General features: G+C 68.3%; 16 protein-coding genes. 7 read left to right on the top strand and 9 right to left on the bottom strand.

Annotated elements, in window-relative coordinates; genetic code table 11:
- Nucleotides 1-103: 103 nt before the first annotated feature.
- Both POL72_RS43870 and POL72_RS43865 read right to left on the bottom strand, forming a co-directional pair.
- Nucleotides 104-1,204 (bottom strand): Mrp/NBP35 family ATP-binding protein, encoded by a 1,101-nt coding sequence (locus tag POL72_RS43870; protein WP_272102857.1) that lies wholly within the window; start codon nucleotides 1,202-1,204, stop codon nucleotides 104-106.
- A 128-nt stretch (nucleotides 1,205-1,332) separates the two neighbouring features.
- Nucleotides 1,333-2,562 carry a hypothetical protein gene (locus POL72_RS43865; RefSeq protein WP_272102856.1) on the bottom strand — a complete coding sequence of 410 codons (1,230 nt, stop codon included), beginning with the start codon at nucleotides 2,560-2,562 and terminating at the stop codon, nucleotides 1,333-1,335.
- A 407-nt stretch (nucleotides 2,563-2,969) separates the two neighbouring features.
- Between POL72_RS43865 and POL72_RS43860 the strand changes: the two genes are divergently transcribed.
- The 3 genes from POL72_RS43860 (at nucleotide 2,970) to POL72_RS43850 (ending at nucleotide 6,269) form a co-directional block, all read left to right on the top strand.
- Nucleotides 2,970-3,497 (top strand): TlpA disulfide reductase family protein, encoded by a 528-nt coding sequence (locus tag POL72_RS43860; RefSeq protein WP_272102855.1) that lies wholly within the window; start codon nucleotides 2,970-2,972, stop codon nucleotides 3,495-3,497.
- A 144-nt stretch (nucleotides 3,498-3,641) separates the two neighbouring features.
- The gene (locus POL72_RS43855; RefSeq protein WP_272102854.1) at nucleotides 3,642-4,166 is read left to right on the top strand and encodes a peroxiredoxin family protein; all 525 of its coding nucleotides are present in this window, start codon (nucleotides 3,642-3,644) and stop codon (nucleotides 4,164-4,166) included.
- 87 nt (nucleotides 4,167-4,253) lie between these two features.
- Nucleotides 4,254-6,269, top strand: coding sequence for a DUF6029 family protein (locus POL72_RS43850; protein ID WP_272102853.1), 2,016 nt, complete (start codon nucleotides 4,254-4,256; stop codon nucleotides 6,267-6,269).
- A 36-nt stretch (nucleotides 6,270-6,305) separates the two neighbouring features.
- On the opposite strand, the gene POL72_RS43845 is transcribed toward POL72_RS43850, so the two are convergent.
- Nucleotides 6,306-7,628 carry a hypothetical protein gene (locus tag POL72_RS43845; protein WP_272102852.1) on the bottom strand — a complete coding sequence of 441 codons (1,323 nt, stop codon included), beginning with the start codon at nucleotides 7,626-7,628 and terminating at the stop codon, nucleotides 6,306-6,308.
- Between the two features lie 94 nt (nucleotides 7,629-7,722).
- Here POL72_RS43845 and POL72_RS43840 point away from each other — a divergent pair, with 94 nt between their 5' ends.
- Nucleotides 7,723-8,712 carry a diacylglycerol/lipid kinase family protein gene (locus tag POL72_RS43840; RefSeq protein ID WP_272102851.1) on the top strand — a complete coding sequence of 330 codons (990 nt, stop codon included), beginning with the start codon at nucleotides 7,723-7,725 and terminating at the stop codon, nucleotides 8,710-8,712.
- 130 nt (nucleotides 8,713-8,842) lie between these two features.
- A complete protein-coding gene (locus tag POL72_RS43835) occupies nucleotides 8,843-9,805 on the top strand; it encodes an acyl-CoA desaturase (protein ID WP_272102850.1) in 963 nt (320 codons plus the stop codon).
- 271 nt (nucleotides 9,806-10,076) lie between these two features.
- Here POL72_RS43835 and pyrG read toward each other — a convergent pair whose 3' ends face one another.
- Nucleotides 10,077-11,762 (bottom strand): CTP synthase, encoded by a 1,686-nt coding sequence (gene pyrG, locus POL72_RS43830; protein WP_272102849.1) that lies wholly within the window; start codon nucleotides 11,760-11,762, stop codon nucleotides 10,077-10,079.
- A 459-nt stretch (nucleotides 11,763-12,221) separates the two neighbouring features.
- On the opposite strand from pyrG, the gene POL72_RS43825 reads away from it, so the two are divergent.
- Entirely contained in the window at nucleotides 12,222-13,121 is a 900-nt protein-coding gene (locus POL72_RS43825) for a fumarylacetoacetate hydrolase family protein (protein ID WP_272102848.1), read from the top strand.
- Nucleotides 13,122-13,167: 46 nt separating this feature from the next.
- Here POL72_RS43825 and POL72_RS43820 read toward each other — a convergent pair whose 3' ends face one another.
- On the bottom strand, nucleotides 13,168-13,650 hold the full coding sequence (locus POL72_RS43820) for a hypothetical protein (RefSeq protein ID WP_272102847.1): 483 nt from the start codon (nucleotides 13,648-13,650) through the stop codon (nucleotides 13,168-13,170).
- Complete coding sequence (locus POL72_RS43815; protein ID WP_272102846.1) at nucleotides 13,647-14,180, bottom strand: hypothetical protein; 534 nt, start codon at nucleotides 14,178-14,180, stop codon at nucleotides 13,647-13,649. The genes POL72_RS43820 and POL72_RS43815 overlap by 4 nt, the downstream gene beginning before the upstream one ends.
- A 178-nt stretch (nucleotides 14,181-14,358) precedes the next feature.
- Between POL72_RS43815 and dacB the strand changes: the two genes are divergently transcribed.
- Nucleotides 14,359-15,933 (top strand): D-alanyl-D-alanine carboxypeptidase/D-alanyl-D-alanine endopeptidase, encoded by a 1,575-nt coding sequence (gene dacB / locus POL72_RS43810; protein WP_272102845.1) that lies wholly within the window; start codon nucleotides 14,359-14,361, stop codon nucleotides 15,931-15,933.
- 163 nt (nucleotides 15,934-16,096) lie between these two features.
- Here the strand turns inward: dacB and POL72_RS43805 are convergent, their stop codons facing one another.
- The 3 genes from POL72_RS43805 to rpmI form a co-directional block, all read right to left on the bottom strand.
- Nucleotides 16,097-17,581: a sigma-70 family RNA polymerase sigma factor gene (locus POL72_RS43805; RefSeq protein ID WP_272102844.1), complete on the bottom strand. Its 1,485-nt coding sequence runs from the start codon at nucleotides 17,579-17,581 to the stop codon at nucleotides 16,097-16,099.
- A gap of 1,424 nt (nucleotides 17,582-19,005) precedes the next feature.
- The gene (rplT, locus tag POL72_RS43800; protein ID WP_272102843.1) at nucleotides 19,006-19,365 is read right to left on the bottom strand and encodes a 50S ribosomal protein L20; all 360 of its coding nucleotides are present in this window, start codon (nucleotides 19,363-19,365) and stop codon (nucleotides 19,006-19,008) included.
- A 26-nt stretch (nucleotides 19,366-19,391) separates the two neighbouring features.
- Nucleotides 19,392-19,589 carry a 50S ribosomal protein L35 gene (rpmI, locus tag POL72_RS43795; protein WP_012239854.1) on the bottom strand — a complete coding sequence of 66 codons (198 nt, stop codon included), beginning with the start codon at nucleotides 19,587-19,589 and terminating at the stop codon, nucleotides 19,392-19,394.
- Nucleotides 19,590-19,702: the final 113 nt, after the last annotated feature.

Below are 19,702 nucleotides of genomic sequence, written 5' to 3'. Positions count from 1 at the left end.
GCCGATGGGGGCGAAACGTGCTCGCGTTCTCTCCAGCGGCCCCCTCGGTTGAATGGGGGAAGGGGCCGGAACCATATCGTACCCGGGACGTTTACGCGAGAGCCTACCGCATGATGGGCAGGTGCTTGTTGGTCCCCCCGCTCCGATCGATGCGGAGGCCGCCCCCGCTCGCGAGGTTGTGGGCGCTGACCTGGCCGGCCAGCCGCTCCGCCACATCCACGAACGCGCGCGCGATCGGGCTGCTCGGGGCAGCCTGAACGACCGGCGTGCCGGCGTCGCCCCACTCCCGGATGGCCGGATCCATCGGGATCTGGCCGAGCAGCGGCGCCTCGGCGAACTCGGCGATCTTCTGCCCGCCGCCGGCCCCGAAGAGCTCGTGCCGCTTGCTGCACCCGTCGCACACGAAGTAGCTCTCGTTCTCGACCACGCCGAGCAGGGCGATCCCGACTTTCTGGGCCATCGAGACCGATTTGTACACGTCCTGGAGGGCCACCTCCTGCGGTGTGGTCACGACGATCGCGCCCGTGGTCCTCATCTTCTGGGAAATCGTCAGCGCGATGTCGCCGGTACCGGGCGGAAGATCCAGCACGAGGTAGTCGAGCTCACCCCATTCCACGTCGCGCATGAACTGGATCAGGGCGTTCTGGAGCATCGGCCCGCGCCAGACGACCGCCGACCTCGGATCTTCCAGCAGGAAGCCGATCGACATGAGCTTCACGCCAAAGCGCTCGAGCGGCAGGAACTTCTGCCCGTCGGACGACGTCGGGCGGCCCATCACGCCGAGCATGGTCGGGACGCTCGGCCCGTACATGTCCGCGTCGAGCAGGCCGACCTTGGCCCCCTCGCGGCTGAGCGCCAGGGTGAGGTTCGCGGCGACCGTGCTCTTGCCGACGCCGCCCTTGCCGCTCATCACGAGGATGATGTTCCTCACGCCCGGGGACGGGTCGTCCTGAAGGATGGTGCGCGTGGGGATGCCGACGTCCCACGCGATCCGGACGCCCTTCGCGCCGGCGCCCTTCAGAGCTGCCTCGATGTCCGCCGCGAGCCGCTGCTTGAAGTAGCTGGTCAGCTCGACGGTGAGCGAGACGGCCTCGGCCTCGACCGAGAGCTCCCGGACGCGACCGAGGTCGGTGATGGGGCGCTGGAGGTCCGGCGCGATGACCGTTGCCAGCGCAGCGAGCGCGGCGTCCTTCGTGATGGGCATGGGGCGAAGCAGTTAGGACTGCTCGGGATTCCCGTCAACCGGCGAGCGCGGCGTCGCCGCGGGCGCTCGTTCCCGTTCCGGCCGGGCGCGGGCGCGACAGCGGCCGTTCCTGCGCCCGGTCGGCGCCGTCACCAGCAGGTGGCGACCTTGGAATCGGGGTCGCCGGCATCGAGCCGGCGCGACGGCAGGTAGCACCGCGAGTCCACGCAGTCCCCGCTCGTGTTCTGCTGGACGCACACGCACTCGCCGACGAGCCCGCTGGGCGACTTCGGGCAGACCTCGGCCGCGTTCTCCGCGGTGCACCGGATGGGGAGCGCCGCGTCCAGGCACGCCCGCTCGCCGCGCAGCGTGGTGGTGCACTCCATCGTGGAGTCCGCGTCGCCGCAGTCGGTGTCGTTGCGGCACGGCTCGCAGAAGTTGCCCTTGCCGGTGCAGGCGCCGAACCGCGGAACGCACGCGCCGTCGTCGCACCGGTAGTCCAGGTCGCAGTCGGAGTCCGCGCTGCAGGACCTGGCGCACCGGCGCTCGCCGTCGATCGCGACGCAGCGCTGCTCTGCGACGAACGAGCAGTCGAAATCGGTGCTGCACGGCGCGCACTGGGTGCGCTTGACGCAGGTGCTGCGCAGCAGGCACACCGGGCCCTCGACATAGGTGTTGCCGTCGCCGAACGTGGACGGGTCGATGCACTCCTCGTCCGTCTCACCGCAGAAGCTGTCATTCCCCTTGTCCGTGCCGCAGATCGCGTGAGGATCGCGCGACACGGCGCACTCGAAGCCGCCGGGGCAGTCCGCATCGCCCGTGCAGTGCGGCATCGTGCAGTAGGCCTCGGCGTCGCCCTGTCCCTTGCCGAGGCACTCCAGGCCGAGCGAGGCGCACTGGTCGGGAGGGCAGGCGGGGACGACGCAGGAGCTGCCGTCGCTGCACTTGCCGGCGGAGCACGCGGGGTCGTCGCCGCACCGCTCCGCGTCGCGCTGGCACTCGCCGGGGTTCCCGTTGCATTGGATCGGGTTGCACGGCGTCTCGTCGGGGCAGCGCCCGAACTGGCCGCACTCGGTGCCGAATGGACAGGGCGCACCGAAGCCCACCATCTTCTCCTTCTGCGTGCAGACCAGGATCTCGGCCTTCGAGTCGTCCTCCTCGGCCGGCGCACAGTCCTGGAGGCCTGGAATACATTCGCCGTGGCTGCTGCACCTGAGCACGCAGCGGTTGCCGACGCAGGTGTTGCCCTCCAGGCAGAGCTCTGGCTTGCATTTGCCCTCGCAGACGCCGTCGACGATGACCCCCCCGAAGCATTCGTCCTGCGTGCCCGACGAGCATGCGCCGCCCGCGATGGCCGCCCCGCTCGCGAGGCAGCACAAGATCAGGAAGGCGTGGATACTACGGAGACGGGCCCGACGGGCGCTGTGAGAAGCGGCAACCTGCTGCATAGGACCTCAGCGCGGGAAACACCCGCGGATCGGGGCAGGCACGGCGGGCCTGGCCGGAGATTACGGAAACGCGCTCCCGAGCGAAGCGGCGACGCCAAGGTTGCCCTTGACGCCCCCCGTGCCGCCCAGAAGAATGAGCACTCCTACACCATACTTCAGGCGGTGGCATCATGCGAATCGACGCGGTTCTCGGTGGGATGGGCCTTTTCGTCGTGGCGGCTCTAGGGCTCGTCGGCTGCGCTGAGGATCCCATTCCTGCTCCTCCTTTTCCCGAGGGGACGGGTCAAGCTGCGAACGCTCGATATCCGGCTGGGCCGTATGGGGTGAGCCTCCATCGGGTGATCGCGAACTATCAGTTCGTCGGGTACGCCAACGCCGCCGAACACAACGACACGATGCAGCCGATTCAGCTCGCCGATTTCTACAACCCGACCGGGACGGAGGTCTTTCCGGAAGGCTCGCTTTACGGCGCGGGAGAGCCGAAGCCGAAGGTGCTGCTGATCGACGTCTCGTCCGTATGGTGCGGCCCCTGCAAAATCGAGGCAGAGTCCGTCCTGCCCGAGCTCTACAAGAAGTATCAACCCCAGGGCGGCGAGTTCCTTGTTCAGCTCGCAGACGGAAGGACCCCGGGCGAGGCGGCGGTCCCGAACGACCTGTACCGCTGGACGACCCGGTACGACGTGCAGTACCCGTCGGCGATCGACCCTTCGTACAAGCTCGGCGCGCTTTTTCAGGCCGACGCGTTCCCGGCGAACATGATCGTCAGGACGCAGGACATGACGATCATGGAAGTCGTCGCTGGCGTGCCCGAGGAGGACAGCAATTTCTGGCGGACCTATGAGAAGATCATGAACGGCGAGCTCTGAACGAGCTTCGCCGTGGGCGCGTCGTCGAGCCACCGGTCGGCGCGCGCTGCTGGGAGAATCTGCCAGGGCGCCGCAGAGGGCGCCCGCGACGTTGAGCCTCATGCCGGTCGGCCGCTCAGGCCGGCCCTTCGCGACGGAAACCCAATGAACCGAAACACCCGCTGCGCGCTCTCGCTGGCGTCCATCGTCCTCAGCCTCGCTGCCGCCTCGTGCGGAGCGGCCTCCGGCGGCTCATCGGCGAGCCCGGCGCCGGATTTCTCGCTCCCCGCCCTCGACGGCAAGACGGTCAGGCTCTCGGACTACGCCGGCAAGAGCGTGGTGCTCATCGACTTCTGGTCGACCACCTGCGATCCGTGCCTGGCGGAGATGCCTCACCTCGTCGAGCTCTACAAGAAGCACAAGGACAAGGGGTTCGTCGTGCTCGCCGTGTCGCTCGACGGACCGGAGTCGCGGGCGCAGGTGAGCAGCACGGTCCACGACAGAGAGATGATCTTCCCTGTCCTCCTCGACGAGGAGACGACCGTGGCCGCCAGGTACAATCCGAAGCGCGAGCTCCCGTTCTCCGTGCTCATCGGCCGAGACGGCTCGATTCTTCACAAGCGGGGCGGGTACCAGCCCGGCGACGAGGCAGCGCTCACCGAGCAGGTCGAGAAGGCGCTTGACCAGTAGCGCCTGGGCGGCCGTCTTCGCGCGCTCTCGGCTCGATCGGCGGCTCGCTGGCTCCACGGCGCCGAGGTCCGTGGTAGAGATCGGGCGGTGCGCAGCCCGCTCCGCCTCGTCCGTTCCTGCCTGACAGCGACGTTCGTCCTCGCGGCCTCTCCGGCGGCGGCGGTCGATCTCCCGAACGTCGGCGGCGAACCGCTCTCGCTCGATGTCGTGAACACCGCGGCCGCCAGCTATCATTTCGACAATCGCAACGACGATCGCCGCTATCCCTCACGCTATCTCGACGACAACTACGGAGAGATCGTCGATCGGGTCGACGCTCAGCTCAACTGGTGGCGCATCCAGCTCGGGACGCGGCTCAACGCCTCTTTCTACCTGGCCAGGCCCTCGGCGACCAGCTTCGAGCTGCAAGAGAAGGTCCTGAACGACGAGGTATCGTTCGATCTGAACGACGCCGCGCGGGAGGTTCACTCCCGCTATTTGACGACGATCTATCCAGCGAAGCTCTGGCTCACCTACACGCAGCCGGGTATCGAGGCAACAGCGGGCGACTTTTACGCCCAGCTCGGACGCGGTCTCGTTTTCAGCGTGCGGAAGATGGACGAGCTCGCCATCGACACGACCCTGAGGGGCGGCAGGCTCGTGCTCGACAAGGATTTCCAGCTGTTCAGGCTCGAGGCCACCGCCTTCGCCGGGCAGATGAACCCGCTGCGCGTCGATGAGGCGAGCGGCAGGCGGCTCCATGGCGACGGGTCGCCGCTCTTCTTCGGCTTCCCTGGCGCCGACGACCTGGTCACGCGCGAGACGACCGTGGATGCGGGGGGAAATCCTCGCACCCGCGATGTCACCGAAGGGGCACGGCCGAACTACCTGGAGGACACGGTGCTCGGCGGACGCCTGGAGGCGACCCTGAAGGGCGTGGAGCTCGCGGCGAACGGCGCGCTGCTGCTGCGCAAGACATACACCGAAGAGTTCAACCGATGCCTGGACGAGGGCGGCGCGGATCCTCAGGCCGCGCTGCGCCTGTGCGGCGGTAGATTCCCGGAGTTCAACGTCGTCAGCGCCTCCCCCGCGCGGCAGCACAACACGATCCGCACCTTCAGCGGCTCGGTGAGCATTCCGTCCATCGCAGAGCGCGGCGATGTCTACGTCGAGGTTGCCGGTCAGCAGCTCCGTGGCGGTCATCTCGACCGTGATGGCGTGCCTGCAAAGGACATGTCCGGCTATGCGGTCTATCTGGCGGCGAACGGGCGTGGAGGTCCGCTCGCCGTCGCCCTGGAAGGGAAGCACTACCGGCGATTCTTCCCGCTGTCGGCCAACATCGACGTCTCTTCGCTGTCGAACCCGGGGTTCAATGCGCCGGAGTTCGAGGGCGTGGCGTACAACCAGCCTCCTACGGCGGAGCCCATCTACGTCGAGCCGATCGGAGCGCCCAACGTCTGCGTGACCGGCGGGCGCGGGCGCGTCGACTACCGCTTCACCCGGAGCGCGGCCATCTATGCCTGGCTCGGTCGCTATGTGAGCTTCTCCGAGCGCCAGGCGAACTATGACTGCAAGACGGACGACACGAACAGGACCGACACCTGGGATACCGCAGCAGGCACCGAGATCGATTTCGACGGCAGCCGCTCTCACGTGCGCGCGTGGGCTGGAGTCCGGCAATCCGATGAGGCCGACACTGGCCATGTCTTCTACAGCGAGGGCTATGTCCGTTACGACGTCGTGAAGCACCTCGCCGGCGCGTTCTCGATCCAGGCGCAAGGCAACAGCCGTCGCCGTTACAGGCCGGAGAACTTCGAATCTTCCTGGGTCGAAGGGGACAACTACCTCGCGCTCCAGTGGTCGCCCCACCTCGCAGCGATGTTCGGCTACGAGTACACCTCACAGCCTGGGTGTGAACCTGGCAAGGACACCGAGCTCTGCCATTTCTTCAACGGGGGGCTGCAGTGGAAGGCCGGGTCGACGAGGACGGCGCTCGATCGGATCATCGACACCGCGCAGCTCTTCGTTGGCCAGCGGCGCGGGGGACTGCGTTGCGTCTCGGGCGTGTGCCGGTTCTTCCCGCCGTTCGAGGGCGCGCGGCTCGAGCTCGTCTCGAAGTTCTGAACGACCGGACCACCTCGGGCGCCGCCCTGGCAACGCTCAGAACGCCCCGAGGATCTCGCAGGCCACCGAGGTCCTGACCTGGGGCTCGGCGTCGGCGAGGAGCGATGCGGCGCGCGGGATCTCGCCGAGCGCGACCAAGCCCGCCCCCGCCGCCTCGCGCACCGGGATCTCGCGGGATCGGACATCGCGCTCCAGCAGCGGCACGACCGCGCGAATGCCTGCACGTGCGAGGGCTCCCCGCGCGAGCACCGCGCGCGTCGACGTCCCCGCGGCGAGCTTCATGAGCCAAGCGACCGCCGCGGAGCGCTCGCGCGCCGCGACGTCCCGCGGCGCGGCGTCGACGTGGCGGCTGTGGACGGCGAAGACCACGGCCTCATCCGGATCGCCCTGCGCCTCGATGAGCGCAGATCGCACCGCCATGTCCTGGAGCGGCGCGGAGAGGATGGCGTAGACGCGATCCCGGCTCTGGCTGGAGCGGATGGCGCCGATGAGGACGGAGACCGCTTCGCCGACGCCCTCGCCTCCCGCGCGGACCAGCGCGCGCGCCGCGGCGATCGCGGGCGCGCCGCGCTGGGTGGAGATCGCCCAGAGCAGCTGCGCGCGCCCGCCGCCGCCCATCGCGCGCGGCGTCGCCCACGCTTCGGCGATCGCCTCGCGCCCGGGTTCATCCGAGAGGGTCCAGATATCGCGCAGCGCCAGCACGACCTCCTGATCGCCGAGCGCCCCGGCGGCGCGGATCGCCAGCGTCCGCGCGAGCGGGTAAGGATCGAGCCGCGCCGCCTCGAGCAGCGCTCCCCGGTCGCTCGGATCCGCTGCCGCGGCGGCGGCGCGGAGCGCCGAGACGCGGACCTCCTGATCTCCGTCGAGCATCCGCGAGCGGCGCACCGCGCCGTCCTCGGCTGTGACGAGCGCCCGCGTCTCCAGCGCGCCGAGCGCCGCGTCCTTGCCAGGGTATCGCCCCGCCGCCGCGTCGCTCGCGTACCGCTTCACGCTCTCCGGGTCGGTGAGCCCCGCCTCGAGGAGGAGCATCTCCGCGGCGGTCGCGATCGCGTCCGAGCCCGCGGCGCGCTCGACCAGCGCGTCCTCCAGCGCGCGCGCGCACGTCCGGAGCTCGCGCAGCCGATCGGCCCCCGATGGCGGCGTCGCGCGCGCGATCTCCCCCCGCGCGATCGCGCGGGCAATCGCTCGTACGTCGTCGCTGTCCAGCGCGCCGCGGCGAAGCTCGTCGCCCAACGTGCGGCGCAGCTCATCGAACCTGCCCGCCTCGGCTGCGCGTAGGGAGGCCGAGCTCGCGCAGCCGGTGACGGCGACGATCGAGAGGAGGCCGGCGAGGATCGACCCGGAGAGCACGCGGCGCATGCGCGCGTCTTACCGCGCCGAAGTTCGCGTTCGAAGCCCCTTCGGCTCGACCACCCGGGGAATCCGTTCTATAGGGCGCTCACGTTCCGGCACCATGCGTATCGACGTCATCGTCAACACCACGGCGCGCCGGTACCGGGCGAAGCCGTCGCTCATCGACCGCATGGCGGTTGCGTGCGCTGGCGCGGCGGAGCTCCACCCGACCTCGAACGTCGCGGAGCTCGCGGAAGTCTGCGAGCGGCTCGCCCGGCGAGGCACGGATCTCGTCGCGCTCTCGGGCGGCGACGGCAGCTTCATGGCCGGCGTCACGGCCCTCGCGCGCGCCTTCGGCGAGCGCTCGTTGCCGCCTCTTGTCCTGCTGCCAGGCGGAACCGTGGCGACCGTCGCGCGGAACTGGGGCATGACCGGCGATCCGGCGGTGCTCCTCGCGCGGACGGTCAGCCGGGTTCGCGGCCTCCCGAGCGGCGCGGCCATCCAGGGCGCCGTCCGCCGGCCGACCTTGCGCGTGCGCGCGACGACCCGCGGCGGTGTCGAGGAGCGCATCGGCTTCATCTTCGGCACCGGGCTCGTGGCCAGCTTCTTCGATGTCTATTACGAGCGCGGAGGCGACGGCTACGGCGCCGCTGCGCGCATCGTGGCGCGGGTGTTCATCGAGTCCTTCTACGGCGGCGCCTACGCGCGCCGCGTCCTCGACCCGCTGCCGTGCACGATCGACGTGGAGGGGCGGCAGCTCGCCCCACGCGCCTGGTCGCTCATCTGCTCTTCTGCAGTGCGCGACCTCGGGATCCACATGCTCGTCACCTACCGGGCAGGGGAGGATCTCGATCGCCCTCACCTCGTCGCCAGCGCCCTGCCCCCTCGAGAGCTCGGGCCGCGCGCGCCGCTCGTCCTCGCGGGCCGCCGGATCGGCGGCAGGGACCACTTCGACGACCTCGTCCAAGATTTCACGGTCCGGTTCGGTGCCGAGCCCAGCGCGGCCTCGCTCGGCGACGGCCCCTACATCCTCGACGGCGATCCCCTCCGAGCGAGCGAGATCCGGGTCTCCGCCGGGCCAGCGATCGACGTCCTCTCGCTGCGCCCCTGAGATCGCGCGCTCGTCGACGCCCTGCGCCGATCCGCCGGCGCGCCGGCTGCTGCATCGCATGACGGAATCATGACCGGCGTCGTGAGCCCCAGTGACGGGCGTGCTCGATGCTCCATCCACCTTGGAACCCATGACGCAAGCGCCTGCATCGAGCCCTACACGAGTCGTCGTACCCAAACCCGGCCCCAGCCTCGGCCAGCTCTTCAACGTGCTGGGGATCGCTGCGATCCACGTGGGCACCGTGGTCGCCATCCTCCGAGGTGCCACATGGAAGCTCGCGGCGCTCGCCGCGGCCACGTACTTCGTCCGGATGTTCGCGATCACGGGGGTCTACCACCGGTACTTCTCGCACCGCAGCTACAAGACGAGCCGCGGCCTGCAATTCCTGCTCGCGCTGCTCGGCACCACGGCGACGCAGAAGGGCCCGCTGTGGTGGGGGGGGACGCACCGCGTCCACCACAAGTACTCGGACACCGAGCGCGACGTCCACAGCCCGCTCCGCAAGGGGTTCTGGTACGCGCACATGGGTTGGTGGCTCGGCCGCGAGCACGAGGCGCTCGATCTGAAGCGCATCCCTGACTTCGCGGGTTTCCCTGAGCTCCGCTGGCTGGAGCGCTACCACGTGGTCGGCCCGCTCGGCATGATGGCGCTGCTCTTCGCGGTGGGCGGCTACGACGCGTTCCTGTGGGGCTATGTCGTGTCGACGTGCGCGCTCATGCACGGCACGTTCACGATCAACTCCCTCGCGCACGTGTTTGGCTCGCGGCGCTACGCAACGACCGACACGAGCCGCAACAACTTCTGGCTCGCGCTGATCACCCTCGGCGAGGGCTGGCACAACAACCACCACCACTACATGAGCAGCGCGAACCAGGGCTTCTTCTGGTGGGAGATCGACGTCAGCTTCTACATCCTGCGCGCGATGGAGAAGCTCGGCCTGATCTGGGAGCTCAGGACCGCGCCGGCGCACGTGCTGCAGCGGAACCTGATCAAGGAGGTCGGCGAGCGTTCGCCGCTGCTCGCGCCTCAGGCCACGAACGCCGAGCCCCTTGATGCCCCGCCGCTGGGTCAGCCGAGCCTCGGCGACGTCTGATCGCCCGCGGCGTTCGTTCATCGATGATCTGCGGACGGAGGCTGCAGAGCCGCCTTCGTCCGTGAACGCTCGCGACGACCCCCTCGACGACCATCGCAGCGCCGCGCGTCTCGCTGTCGACGCGGCGGGCCAGAGCCCCTCGGGAGCTCTGGCGCGGGGCGCATCTTCATGCGCTACGGGCTCGTCCGTGTCGTTCGGCTCGCCGCGGCTTTCGTACGCCTCACTCGCCTGCCTAGCGGCTGAGCCCGTAGCGCACGACCTGCACCCCGCCCTAGTTGACGGACGAGGCAGCTTGCTGGGTATGGGCGGAGGCAGAATCGCCGGGCTTCGGCTTCTCGGCCTTGTTGCGCTCGCGTTGGCGCTCCAGACCGGCGCGCACGAAGCGCGCGAAGAGCGGGTGGGCGCTATGGGGGCGGCTCTTGAACTCGGGGTGGAACTGACAGCCCACGAAGTACGGATGCTCGCGCAGCTCGATCATCTCGACGAGGCGCTGGTCGGGCGACGTCCCGGAAAGCACGAGCCCCTTCTGCGCCATCGCCTCGCGGTACTTGTTCGACACCTCGTACCGATGCCGGTGCCGCTCGCTGATGCTCGTCTGCCCGTACGCCTCTGCGGCGACGGAGCCCTTGTCCAGGACGCACGGGTACGCGCCGAGGCGCATCGTCCCGCCCTTCTCGACGACCCCCTTCTGGTCGGGCATCAGATCGATCACCGGGTAGGCGGCGTTGCGATCGAACTCCACGGAGTTCGCTCCCGTCATGCCGCAGACGTGGCGCGCGTACTCGACGACCGCGAGCTGCATGCCGAGGCAGATCCCGAAGAACGGGATCTTCTCCTCGCGCGCGTAGCGGATGGCCTCGATCTTCCCCTCGGTCCCGCGATCGCCGAAGCCGCCGGGCACGAGGATAGCGTCCAGGTTCGACAGCAGGTCGGCCGCACCGCGCGCCTCGATCTGCTCGGAGTCGATGTACTCGAGCTCGACCCGCACGTCGTTGTGGAGCCCGCCGTGGACGAGCGCCTCGTGCAGCGACTTGTAGGAGTCGCGCAGGTGCACGTACTTGCCGACGACGCCGATCTTCACGATGCCGCGGGACGGCTTCTTGAATCGCTCGACGATGCGCTGCCACGGCGACAGGTCCGGCTGCCTCGCCCAGATGTTGAGCAGCTCCGTGATCTTCTCGTCGATCCCCTCGGCGTGGAGGACGAGGGGGAGCTCGTAGATGCAGTCGACGTCGACGGCCGCGATCACGCAGTCGACGGCGACGTTCGAGAAGAGGGAGATCTTCTCCTTCATGCTGCGCGGGAGCGGCCGATCGCAGCGACAGAGGAGGATGTCCGGCTGAATGCCGATCTCGCGCATCTCCTTCACCGAGTGCTGGGTGGGCTTCGTCTTCAGCTCGCCCGCCGTCGCGATGAACGGCACCAGCGTGACGTGCACCGAGATCGCGTTCTGCGCGCCCGACTCCACCTTGAGCTGGCGGATCGCCTCGATGAACGGAAGCGACTCGATGTCACCCACGGTACCGCCGACCTCGACAATCGCGACGTCAGCCCCGTCCGCAGCAGAACGGATGCGCAGCTTGATCTCGTCCGTGACGTGCGGGATCACCTGCACCGTCGCGCCGAGATACTCGCCGCGGCGCTCCTTCGAGATGACCGCCTCGTAGACGCGGCCGGTGGTGAAGTTGTTCTGGCGGCTCATCCGCGCGAGCGTGAAGCGCTCGTAGTGCCCGAGATCGAGATCGGTCTCTGCTCCATCGTCTGTGACGAAGACCTCGCCGTGCTGGTAGGGGGACATCGTGCCGGGATCGACATTGATGTACGGGTCCAGCTTGAGGTGGGTAACCTTCAACCCACGGGACTCCATCAGCGCCCCGATCGAGGCCGCAGCGAGTCCCTTGCCGATCGACGATACGACTCCGCCTGTGACGAAGACGAATTTGGTCCGCTTGCTCATGACCCATCGCTCCGCTGCGCCGTGTGCGCGCCTGTAACCAGTCCCTCGAGCGGCGCTCCAAGGTGAGCGCCGCCAAGGGTCGGCTGTCCACGGCAAATACCTTGCCCGGCTTACAAGCCGCACGGCCCCGTCAGCAGGACCGAAGCCGGAGGAAACCCCGCGACGGGGAACCCCGTGCCGGCAACAGAACCTGACCTGCCGTACGAGCCCATCTGCAACCGGCAGGGACCCACGGCAAGCCTGCGCGACGTGATGCCGCTCTGAATCCGCCGGCATTCTAGGCCGCTCTCCCAGCGCGTCAATGCAAAGGACAATCCGATGTCCCAAGAAGGGTCGAGTCCCTCGGGATCGCGCGCCGACCGCCGGCCGCAGGCGTAGGCGCGGGGGGTTCCGCCGGCCTGAGGGCGTCGGCGGACCGGGATGGTACGCTCCGCCGGCTCCCGGCGGCCTGGTCACGCCATGAGAATCGCGCACGTGCTCCAGCTCGCGACGTCCACCCCGATCGTAGCGCTCGAACGGGACGGAGCGCTCTACGACGTCGCGGAGCTAGAGCGCCACTTCGGGACGAAGCTCGCGGACATCCGCGGCGTGTCGGACTTTCACACGCGCGTGGTGGCGCTCCGTTGCGCCGGCCTTCACGCGCTGGATGATCGGCTGCTCAACGGGGATCGTCCCGCGTCGACGCATCTGCATCCAGCCACGATCTTGTGGCTGCCTCCCTGCGCCACCGACCGCGCGGCGTACATCCAGCTCGGCCCCTACGCGCACGGCGCCGAGCGACCCTGGTATCGGTTCGGCAACAGCCGCGCGCTGCTTGGACACGCGGCTGAGATCCCCTTCCCCCCGCTCGAGGACAGGCCCGACTACGAGCTGAACCTCGCGGTGGTCCTCGGCGAGGACCTGTGGCGTGCCACCCCGGACGAGGTGGAGCGCGCGATCGCTGGCTACACCGTGCTGAACGACTGGACGGCGCGCAGCTTGGAGGCGCGGTCGCTCGCGCGCGGGCTCCCACCGTCGGAGGCGAAGGACTTTGCAACGCAGCTCGGCCCGGCGCTCGTCACGCCCGACGAGCTCGGCTCGGTCGAGGCGCTGCGGACTCAGGTCCGCGTCGATGCCGAGACGCGTTCCTGTTCGCGCGTCGGCGAGTGGACCTTCTCGCTGCCGGAATCCGTCGCGTACATCAGCAACCACATCGAGCTGCGCGCGGGCGACGTGATCGGAGCGGGCCGCGTCTTCGGTGGAAGCGCTGATCAGCGCGTACCGTACGGCGCCAGCGTCGAGCTGCTGATCGAGCGCATCGGACGGATGACGGGCAAGCCCGTCTGCGGCCCCGCGCCGTTGCCATGGCGCCGCCGGTGAGCGGGCGCTGGCGCATCACCGCGCGGCCCGCATGGTTCTCGGTAGTTCAGAACGTACCGACGACGCCGAGGCCCATGCCGGTCGCGGTGATCACCGGGGCCGGCCGCACCGTCAGCGCCGCAGGGTTCGAAGGCTGCGCCGAGCGCGCCTCCGTGGTCATGAAGATCCCTTCGCCGACGAGCCCCAGGCCGGCGAGCTGCGCGAGCCCACCGATGGCGGTGAGCGCCCCGCGAACGTACAGCGTCGCGCCGCAGTCCGGATCATCCGCGGCGCAGCCGTTCTTGGCGAGCGCGAGCCATGGACCAGCGATCGGGATCTTCAGCTCGCTCGCCCCAGGGACCTCCGGCCACGAGGATGCGGCAAGGAATGCTGCGCCGTAAGCGAGCGCCGTCACGGCCACCCCGCCGGCGATGACCTTCACGCGTGCCGAGGACGGCGGGTACCGCGGAGGTGCCGCCGGCTCCTCCGCACCGGCGGAGGCAGTGGCCAACACCAGCGCGGCGACGACGGCGAGGGAGGCGCACTTCATGGCGTCTTCGTTCCGGAAGCTCCCGCGCCGGACTTCTTGGACGGCAGCTTCACGGTGTACGGGACCTCGAGCGGATCGCCATCGAACGGCAGCACGATCTCTCCGACGAAGGCGCGCTTCACGCAGGATTCGGCGGGCGTCCCCGCGAAGGGCGGCCCGACCAGCACGTCGGTCACGCGTCCCTTCTGGCCGTCGAACACGACCTTGACCTCTCCCTCGCCCGTCGGCGCGTTGGACACGACCTCGGCGCAGTTCGCCGCCTTGTCCCCTCCGCGACGCAGGGCGATCTCCATCTGCTTCTTCTGATCGGGGTTGAGCCCGCCTCCGCTGTCCACCGACGCGCCCGCCTCGGCGCCGGAGCTGCCTGCCTCGGCGCCGGAGCTCTCCGTTTCAGCGGGTTCGGCCACATCGGACGAAGCCTTTTCGAAGTTGTAGTCTTCCCCTGCCTGCTTGGGCTTGGCGCCGGAGCATGCTGCAGCCGCGAGGAGGATGAGCGGCAAGAGCGCGCGGGTCGAATGCTGCTGGGACACGGTGTCCTCCGTTCGAACAGAGCGTGAAGGAGCGTCTGTGCGCACCCTAGCAAGCTCTCCTTTCCGAGGACAACCCCGAGCGCACACGCGCGCACCGATGAGCGCCGCCGGGGCTGCGACGACCGGTCGACCGGAGGAGGCGTCCGCGGTGGAGGCGTTGTAGAGGCAGAGAGATCTCATGCCTCGACATCCTCGTCGTGCCGTCTCCGCGGTCGCGCTCGTGCTCTCGTCGATCCTGGCTCGCCCCGGCGGCTCGCAGCCGCTCGACGGCGGCACGGGTCCCGCTGACCGCTCGGCCCGCGCAGCAACGCCGACCCAGGGAGCCCCCGTCACCCCGAACGCGCCCCCAGGATCTCCCGCGTCGCACGGGCCTCAAAAAATCGACCCTGACCGCGCTCGAGCGGAGGTCGAGGCGCTCGTCACCGACGTGCGCCGGTTGGGGGGACGGGTCGGCGTGCTCGCCCTCGACGTCGCCAGCGGCGCGGCTCTCGCGGCCTTCGATCAGCGCGGCCTGTACAACCCTGCATCGAACGCGAAGCTCTTCACGGCAGCCGCCGCGCTTCGCCTGCTCGGGCCGAGCTACCGCTACCTGACCGGCCTCTACGGGGAGGCGTCGAACGGAACCGTCGCCGAGCTCGTGCTCCGGGGTTCGGGCGATCCCTCCCTCAAGACGCCTGATCTCTGGGAGATGGCGCGCGCCCTGAGGGCGTCCGGCGTCCGCAAGGTCGCGGCGATCTCGATCGACCAGGGCTACTTTGACGCGCGCTACGTGCCTCCCGCCTTCGAGCAGCAGCCGGAGGAGTGGGCGGCCTTTCGCGCCCCGGTCGCGGCAGCCTCGTTGAACGCGAACGCGTTGCTCTTCACGGTGCGCCCGTCGAAGGCAGGGCAGGCTGCCTCCGTCGCGATCGATCCCCCAGGCTTCGCGGTGCTCCAGGGCACGGTGACCACCGCGAGGCGCGGCACACCGGAGAAGCTCGGGGTCCGGCTCGAACCGAGCGGCGAGCGCCTCGTCGCGCACCTCAGCGGGCACATCCCAGAGGGCGGCCGCGCGGTGAGCCTGGCGAGGCGCGTCGACGATCCCCGCCTGGTCGTAGCGTATACGCTCAAGGAGATGCTGCTGGAGGTGGGCGTCGACGTCCCCGGCGAGGTGCGGCTCGGCGGTGAGCGCCAGAAGAGGCTCCTCGTCGCCCACCGCTCGGCACCTCTCGGCGAGCTCCTCTCCGCCCTCGGAAAGGACAGCGACAACTTCTACGCGGAGACGATCTTCAAGACGCTCGCCGCAGAGAAGCGTGGGCGCCCCGGCACAGCCGAGGGTGCGGCGGCGGTGGTCGGCGAGACCCTCAGGGCGCTCGATGCTTTCGGGCAAGACGTCGTCCTGAGGAACGGCTCCGGCTTGTTCGACGCCGCTCGCGCATCGCCGGAGGCCATCGTCCGGCTGCTCCGCGCCGCGCTTCTCGATCCGGCGCTAGGCGCCGATTTCACCGCGCAGCTCGCGATCGGCGGTGTGGATGGCACCTTGCGCAGCCGCTTCCGCGGGTGGTCGAAGGAGCGCGCGATCCGCGCCAAGACGGGAACGCTCGCCTCGGTCGTGGCCCTGTCTGGCTACATCCTCGCGCCCCCTGGTCGTTCCCCGATCGCCTTCGCCGCGCTCGTCTCCGACGTGCCAGGGAAGATCGACCCCGCACGAAGGGCCATCGATCACTTCGTCGAGTCGCTCGCCGACGAGCTCTGGAAGGACGCACGCACGCCCTGAGAGCGCGGGCTGTCTCGTGTCGACCCGCTGGGCTGCGCTGAGCTCCGGCCCCTGCTCACCTCTGCGTGCCCCCACGCAGCCGCGTGCTCAGGCGGCTCACGCAAAGAGGCCGCGCAGCATGACACCGCGCGGCCTCTTCACCGCCTCGTGCTGAGCTCGTCGCTCAGTAGTCGCGCATCTGCTTGCGGATCTTCCCGAGCGCCTGCTCCTGGAGCTGACGGATGCGCTCGCGCGACAGGTTGTACTTGTCGCCGATCTCCTTGAGCGTGAGCTCGTCCTCGTCGTCGAGGCCGAAGCGCCAGCGGATGATCCGCGACTCGATCGGCGTGAGCGTTGTCAGGAGACGCCGGACCTCGTCGCTCCACTTCCTGTTGGCCAGGTGATCGAACGGCGACAGCGCGTTCTCCTCCTGGAGGAAGTCGATGAACTTGCGCCCGTCCTCGTCGCCGACCGGACGATCGAGCGAGAAAGGCGTCTCCGCGTAGAAGTCCTTCACCTTGTCGAGCTTCTCGCGCGGGACCCCCGTCTCCTTCTCGAGCTCCTCGATGGTCGGCTCATGCCCCGTGCGCGCGATGATCGCCTGCGTCGCCCGCGCCACGCGGTTGTACGTATCGAGCATGTGGACCGGGATGCGGACCGCGCGGCCCTTGTCGGCCAAGGCGCGGCTGATCGCATGCCTGATCCACCACGATGCATACGTCGAGAAGCGGTAGCCACGGCTGTGGTCGAAGCGCTCTACCGCCTTCATCAGGCCGATGTTGCCTTCCTGGATCAGATCGATGAGCGGCAGGCGCCCGCGGTTGTAGCGCCGCGCGATCGACACGACGAGCCGCAGGTTGGCCTTCACGAAGCGGTTCTTCGCGTCGTGCTGCGCCTGGAAGGTTCGCTCGACCCGATCGAGGTAACGGCGGTAGGAGCCAGACAGCGGGAGCCTCGGCCGCGTGGGGCGGGTCTCCTCGGGATCGCTCACGTCATCCTCGAAGTCAGGCTCGCGCACGAGATCGCGCGCGATGCTGAAGGCGCGCGCCATCCAGAGGCGATCCGAGTCAGGCAGGCGGACGGCCGCTGCGAGCTCCTCGGAGAGCTGGGTCCACGGCTTCTCCTGCTCGGCGAGCAGCTTCCCCTTCTGCTTCTTCGCCAGGCGAACGAGCTTCTGCAGCTCCGCGATCTGCGGAGCCTTCACCTCGTCCTCACCCGCCTTGGCGACATCCTCCTCGAGCGCGGTGAGGATGTACTCGGCCGCAGGCAGGTAGGAGAGCAGGGCCACCCAGTGCTCCACCTCCGTGCGCTCGACCGCCCGCGCGGTGTCGAGCTCCTCGTCCGGCCCCATGACGGGGTGGAGTGCCATGTCGCGGAAATAGCGGGCGAGCATCGAGTCGCCGCCCCCGTCCTCGACATCCTTCAGCTCCCGATCCTGGTTCCTCGCGCGCTCGGGCTGAGGCAGCCGATCGAGCGGTCCAAGGTCCAGATCGATGAAGTCAGCCGCCCGCTCCTCATCGAGGATCTCGGCCGGACGGGGTCGCACAACCGTCTCCTCCGTCTGGTCGTCATCCAGAATGCCGAGCGCTGCGATTTCCGGCGTGGCCGTCCCACCCTGAGCGAGCGGGTCGCCCTTCACTACAGTGGCGTTGCTCTTGGTCGACCTCATGGCGGCTCCCTCCACGGTGGTAGCTCCTTGAAAGTGCGAGCGCGGCGACTGGTTGTCCCCGAATTCTTCGACCTCGGAGACCTCCAACTCGGTGGTCTGCGATGCCCCCCGCCGGGGAGCCGATGCGGTCTCGGCTCCCTGCGAGCTCTTGGATGCCGCGAGCCGCGCAGAGGCACCTACAGCAGAGGACTTGGCGTTTCTCCGCGCAGTTTCTGGACGGCGGGCGGTCGACGTGCTCATCTTGGTCTTTGTGTCGGCGTTCACTTCTAAACGGCTGACCTTGCGAGATTGAAATGTCCCGCCACCTTTTGAGGGCAGGCGAGACGATTTCGTGCCAGACAGAGGAGAGGAGCTGACCGAAGGAGCCCCTGTTGAAACTGGCAACCGCTGGTGCTTTCTTTTGATTCCGGTCGAACTCTTCTCATCTGAGGCAGGTCTGCTCTTGCAGAATGATGCTCCTGCGCCAGTCCCCGGTAGCAGCCCAGCTTCAGAAGCAAAAACAGTGCCTTTTTTAGCGTGCGTTCCTGCTTCTCCCGTTTGAGAGCTCGGCCTGGGTGCGCTATGTAGAGCGGAAGGCGCTGTCCATGTCCTGTCGAGCGAGACATTTCGCTGCGACCGAACCGAACTGTATGGCTGGGTGCGCTGTCGGGGACGCAACAACATCGGCAACCTGTTCTCCTTGGGGACACCTCGAGCTCGCAAGCGTTCCGCGGGTCGGTGGGTCCGCCCTCGCAGCACAGGCAAGGGAATTTCGCTGCTTTTTCCAGCGTGTAGGAGTCCCGTACCTGGCCGCTGAGGCCGTTCTCTCAGTGAGCTTCGATGTTTCCTGAACCTGGGCCTCCCGATGGCAATGTCGAGCCCTCACCCGACGGACGAAGGCGGAGAAGGTTATTTTTCGCGACAGACCGCCTGGAAAGTTGGCAATTCCGGTAAATCGTTCAGGCTCAGCGGAATTTATAGCTAAGTCTGTCCCTGGGAACAGGACCCGGATCGCCCCTTAGGCTGGTCAGGCCTCAGCTGGGAACGCAGAACCCCGCGAGAGACAACGCTCGGTAGGCCAGCCGTCACCGGGCTGGGCTGGGTCGGGGCTTACCCTGATCGCACGATCATACGGTGCCATCGGCGGTGCGTAGCAAGTGCGCACGGAATGCACGCTGTGCATTTGGTCGGTGCCTAATTGCCTCACACTGATGACTCTGATCAGCGTCAGCGACGGCAGCCGCACGTCCTCACCTGAGGGTTGCGCCCGAACTCTACGTTTGCGACGCAACCCGAAGGATCGCTCGCCACGGCGGCGATTCAAATATATGAAATGTTACGATAATCGGGCACTTGCGAGGAAACGGTCGGGGCGGCCTTGGTCGATTTCGACCGTTCCGCATCGGAATGGTCGAACGACGGGCTGAAGGCCGCCCGCGGAGCCGTCACTTCGCCGCTGAGGGCGAGGCGAGCTTCGCCACAGCACCGAACGACGCAGGATCGTGGATCGCGATCTCGGAGAGGATCTTCCGATCGAGGGCGATGCCTGCCTTCTTGAGCCCGCTGACGAGGCGGGAGTACGTCGTACCGTTGAGGCGCGCGGCAGCGTTGATCCTGGTGATCCAGAGACGACGGAAATCCCGCTTCTTGAGCTTACGGCTGATGTAGCCGTACTCCCAGGCGTGGCGGAGCACCTCGACCGCCTGGCGGAAGCGGTTCTTTCGGCCGAGGAAGTAGCCCTCGGTCTGGTTGAGGACACGGTTGCGACGGCGGCGGGCCTTGAAGCCTCTCTTTACACGCGGCATCGGTAATCTACCTCACTGCTCCAGGGTCAGCCGTAGGGAAGAAGCAGCTTGACGCGCTTCTCCATCGCCGAATCGACCATGTCGTTCTTGCGGAGACGACGCAGACGCTTCTTGCTCTTTTCCTGCATGCAGTGGTTGAGCCCGCCCTTGCTGCGGCGAATGCGGCCGGAGCCGGTCACCTTGAAGCGCTTGGCCGCGGCGCGGTTGGTCTTCATCTTCGGCATGATGCCCTCGATCCGAATGCCTATCGCTCCCGGCGGCCACCGCTCCGAACCACCGGAGAGGCTGTTCTGCGCCGCAGGGATGCGTAGAGGGGGCGCTTTATGGCGATCCAGCG

This window comes from Sorangium aterium (genome assembly GCF_028368935.1).
Lineage (GTDB): Bacteria > Myxococcota_A > Polyangia > Polyangiales > Polyangiaceae > Sorangium > Sorangium atrum.
Note: the sequence above shows the minus strand (reverse complement) of the source record. Positions and strands in the feature narration are given on the sequence as shown.

Excerpts from the sequence above, each read along its gene's own strand:
- POL72_RS43870 (WP_272102857.1), bottom strand. The coding sequence starts at position 1,204 with ATGCCCATCACGAAGGACGCCGCGCTCGCTGCGCTGGCAACGGTCATC.
- POL72_RS43855 (WP_272102854.1), top strand. The coding sequence starts at position 3,642 with ATGAACCGAAACACCCGCTGCGCGCTCTCGCTGGCGTCCATCGTCCTC.
- POL72_RS43845 (WP_272102852.1), bottom strand. The coding sequence starts at position 7,628 with ATGCGCCGCGTGCTCTCCGGGTCGATCCTCGCCGGCCTCCTCTCGATC.
- POL72_RS43840 (WP_272102851.1), top strand. The coding sequence starts at position 7,723 with ATGCGTATCGACGTCATCGTCAACACCACGGCGCGCCGGTACCGGGCG.
- POL72_RS43835 (WP_272102850.1), top strand. The coding sequence starts at position 8,843 with ATGACGCAAGCGCCTGCATCGAGCCCTACACGAGTCGTCGTACCCAAA.
- pyrG (WP_272102849.1), bottom strand. The coding sequence starts at position 11,762 with ATGAGCAAGCGGACCAAATTCGTCTTCGTCACAGGCGGAGTCGTATCG.
- POL72_RS43825 (WP_272102848.1), top strand. The coding sequence starts at position 12,222 with ATGAGAATCGCGCACGTGCTCCAGCTCGCGACGTCCACCCCGATCGTA.
- POL72_RS43820 (WP_272102847.1), bottom strand. The coding sequence starts at position 13,650 with ATGAAGTGCGCCTCCCTCGCCGTCGTCGCCGCGCTGGTGTTGGCCACT.
- dacB (WP_272102845.1), top strand. The coding sequence starts at position 14,359 with ATGCCTCGACATCCTCGTCGTGCCGTCTCCGCGGTCGCGCTCGTGCTC.
- POL72_RS43805 (WP_272102844.1), bottom strand. The coding sequence starts at position 17,581 with ATGAGGTCGACCAAGAGCAACGCCACTGTAGTGAAGGGCGACCCGCTC.
- rplT (WP_272102843.1), bottom strand. The coding sequence starts at position 19,365 with ATGCCGCGTGTAAAGAGAGGCTTCAAGGCCCGCCGCCGTCGCAACCGT.
- rpmI (WP_012239854.1), bottom strand. The coding sequence starts at position 19,589 with ATGCCGAAGATGAAGACCAACCGCGCCGCGGCCAAGCGCTTCAAGGTG.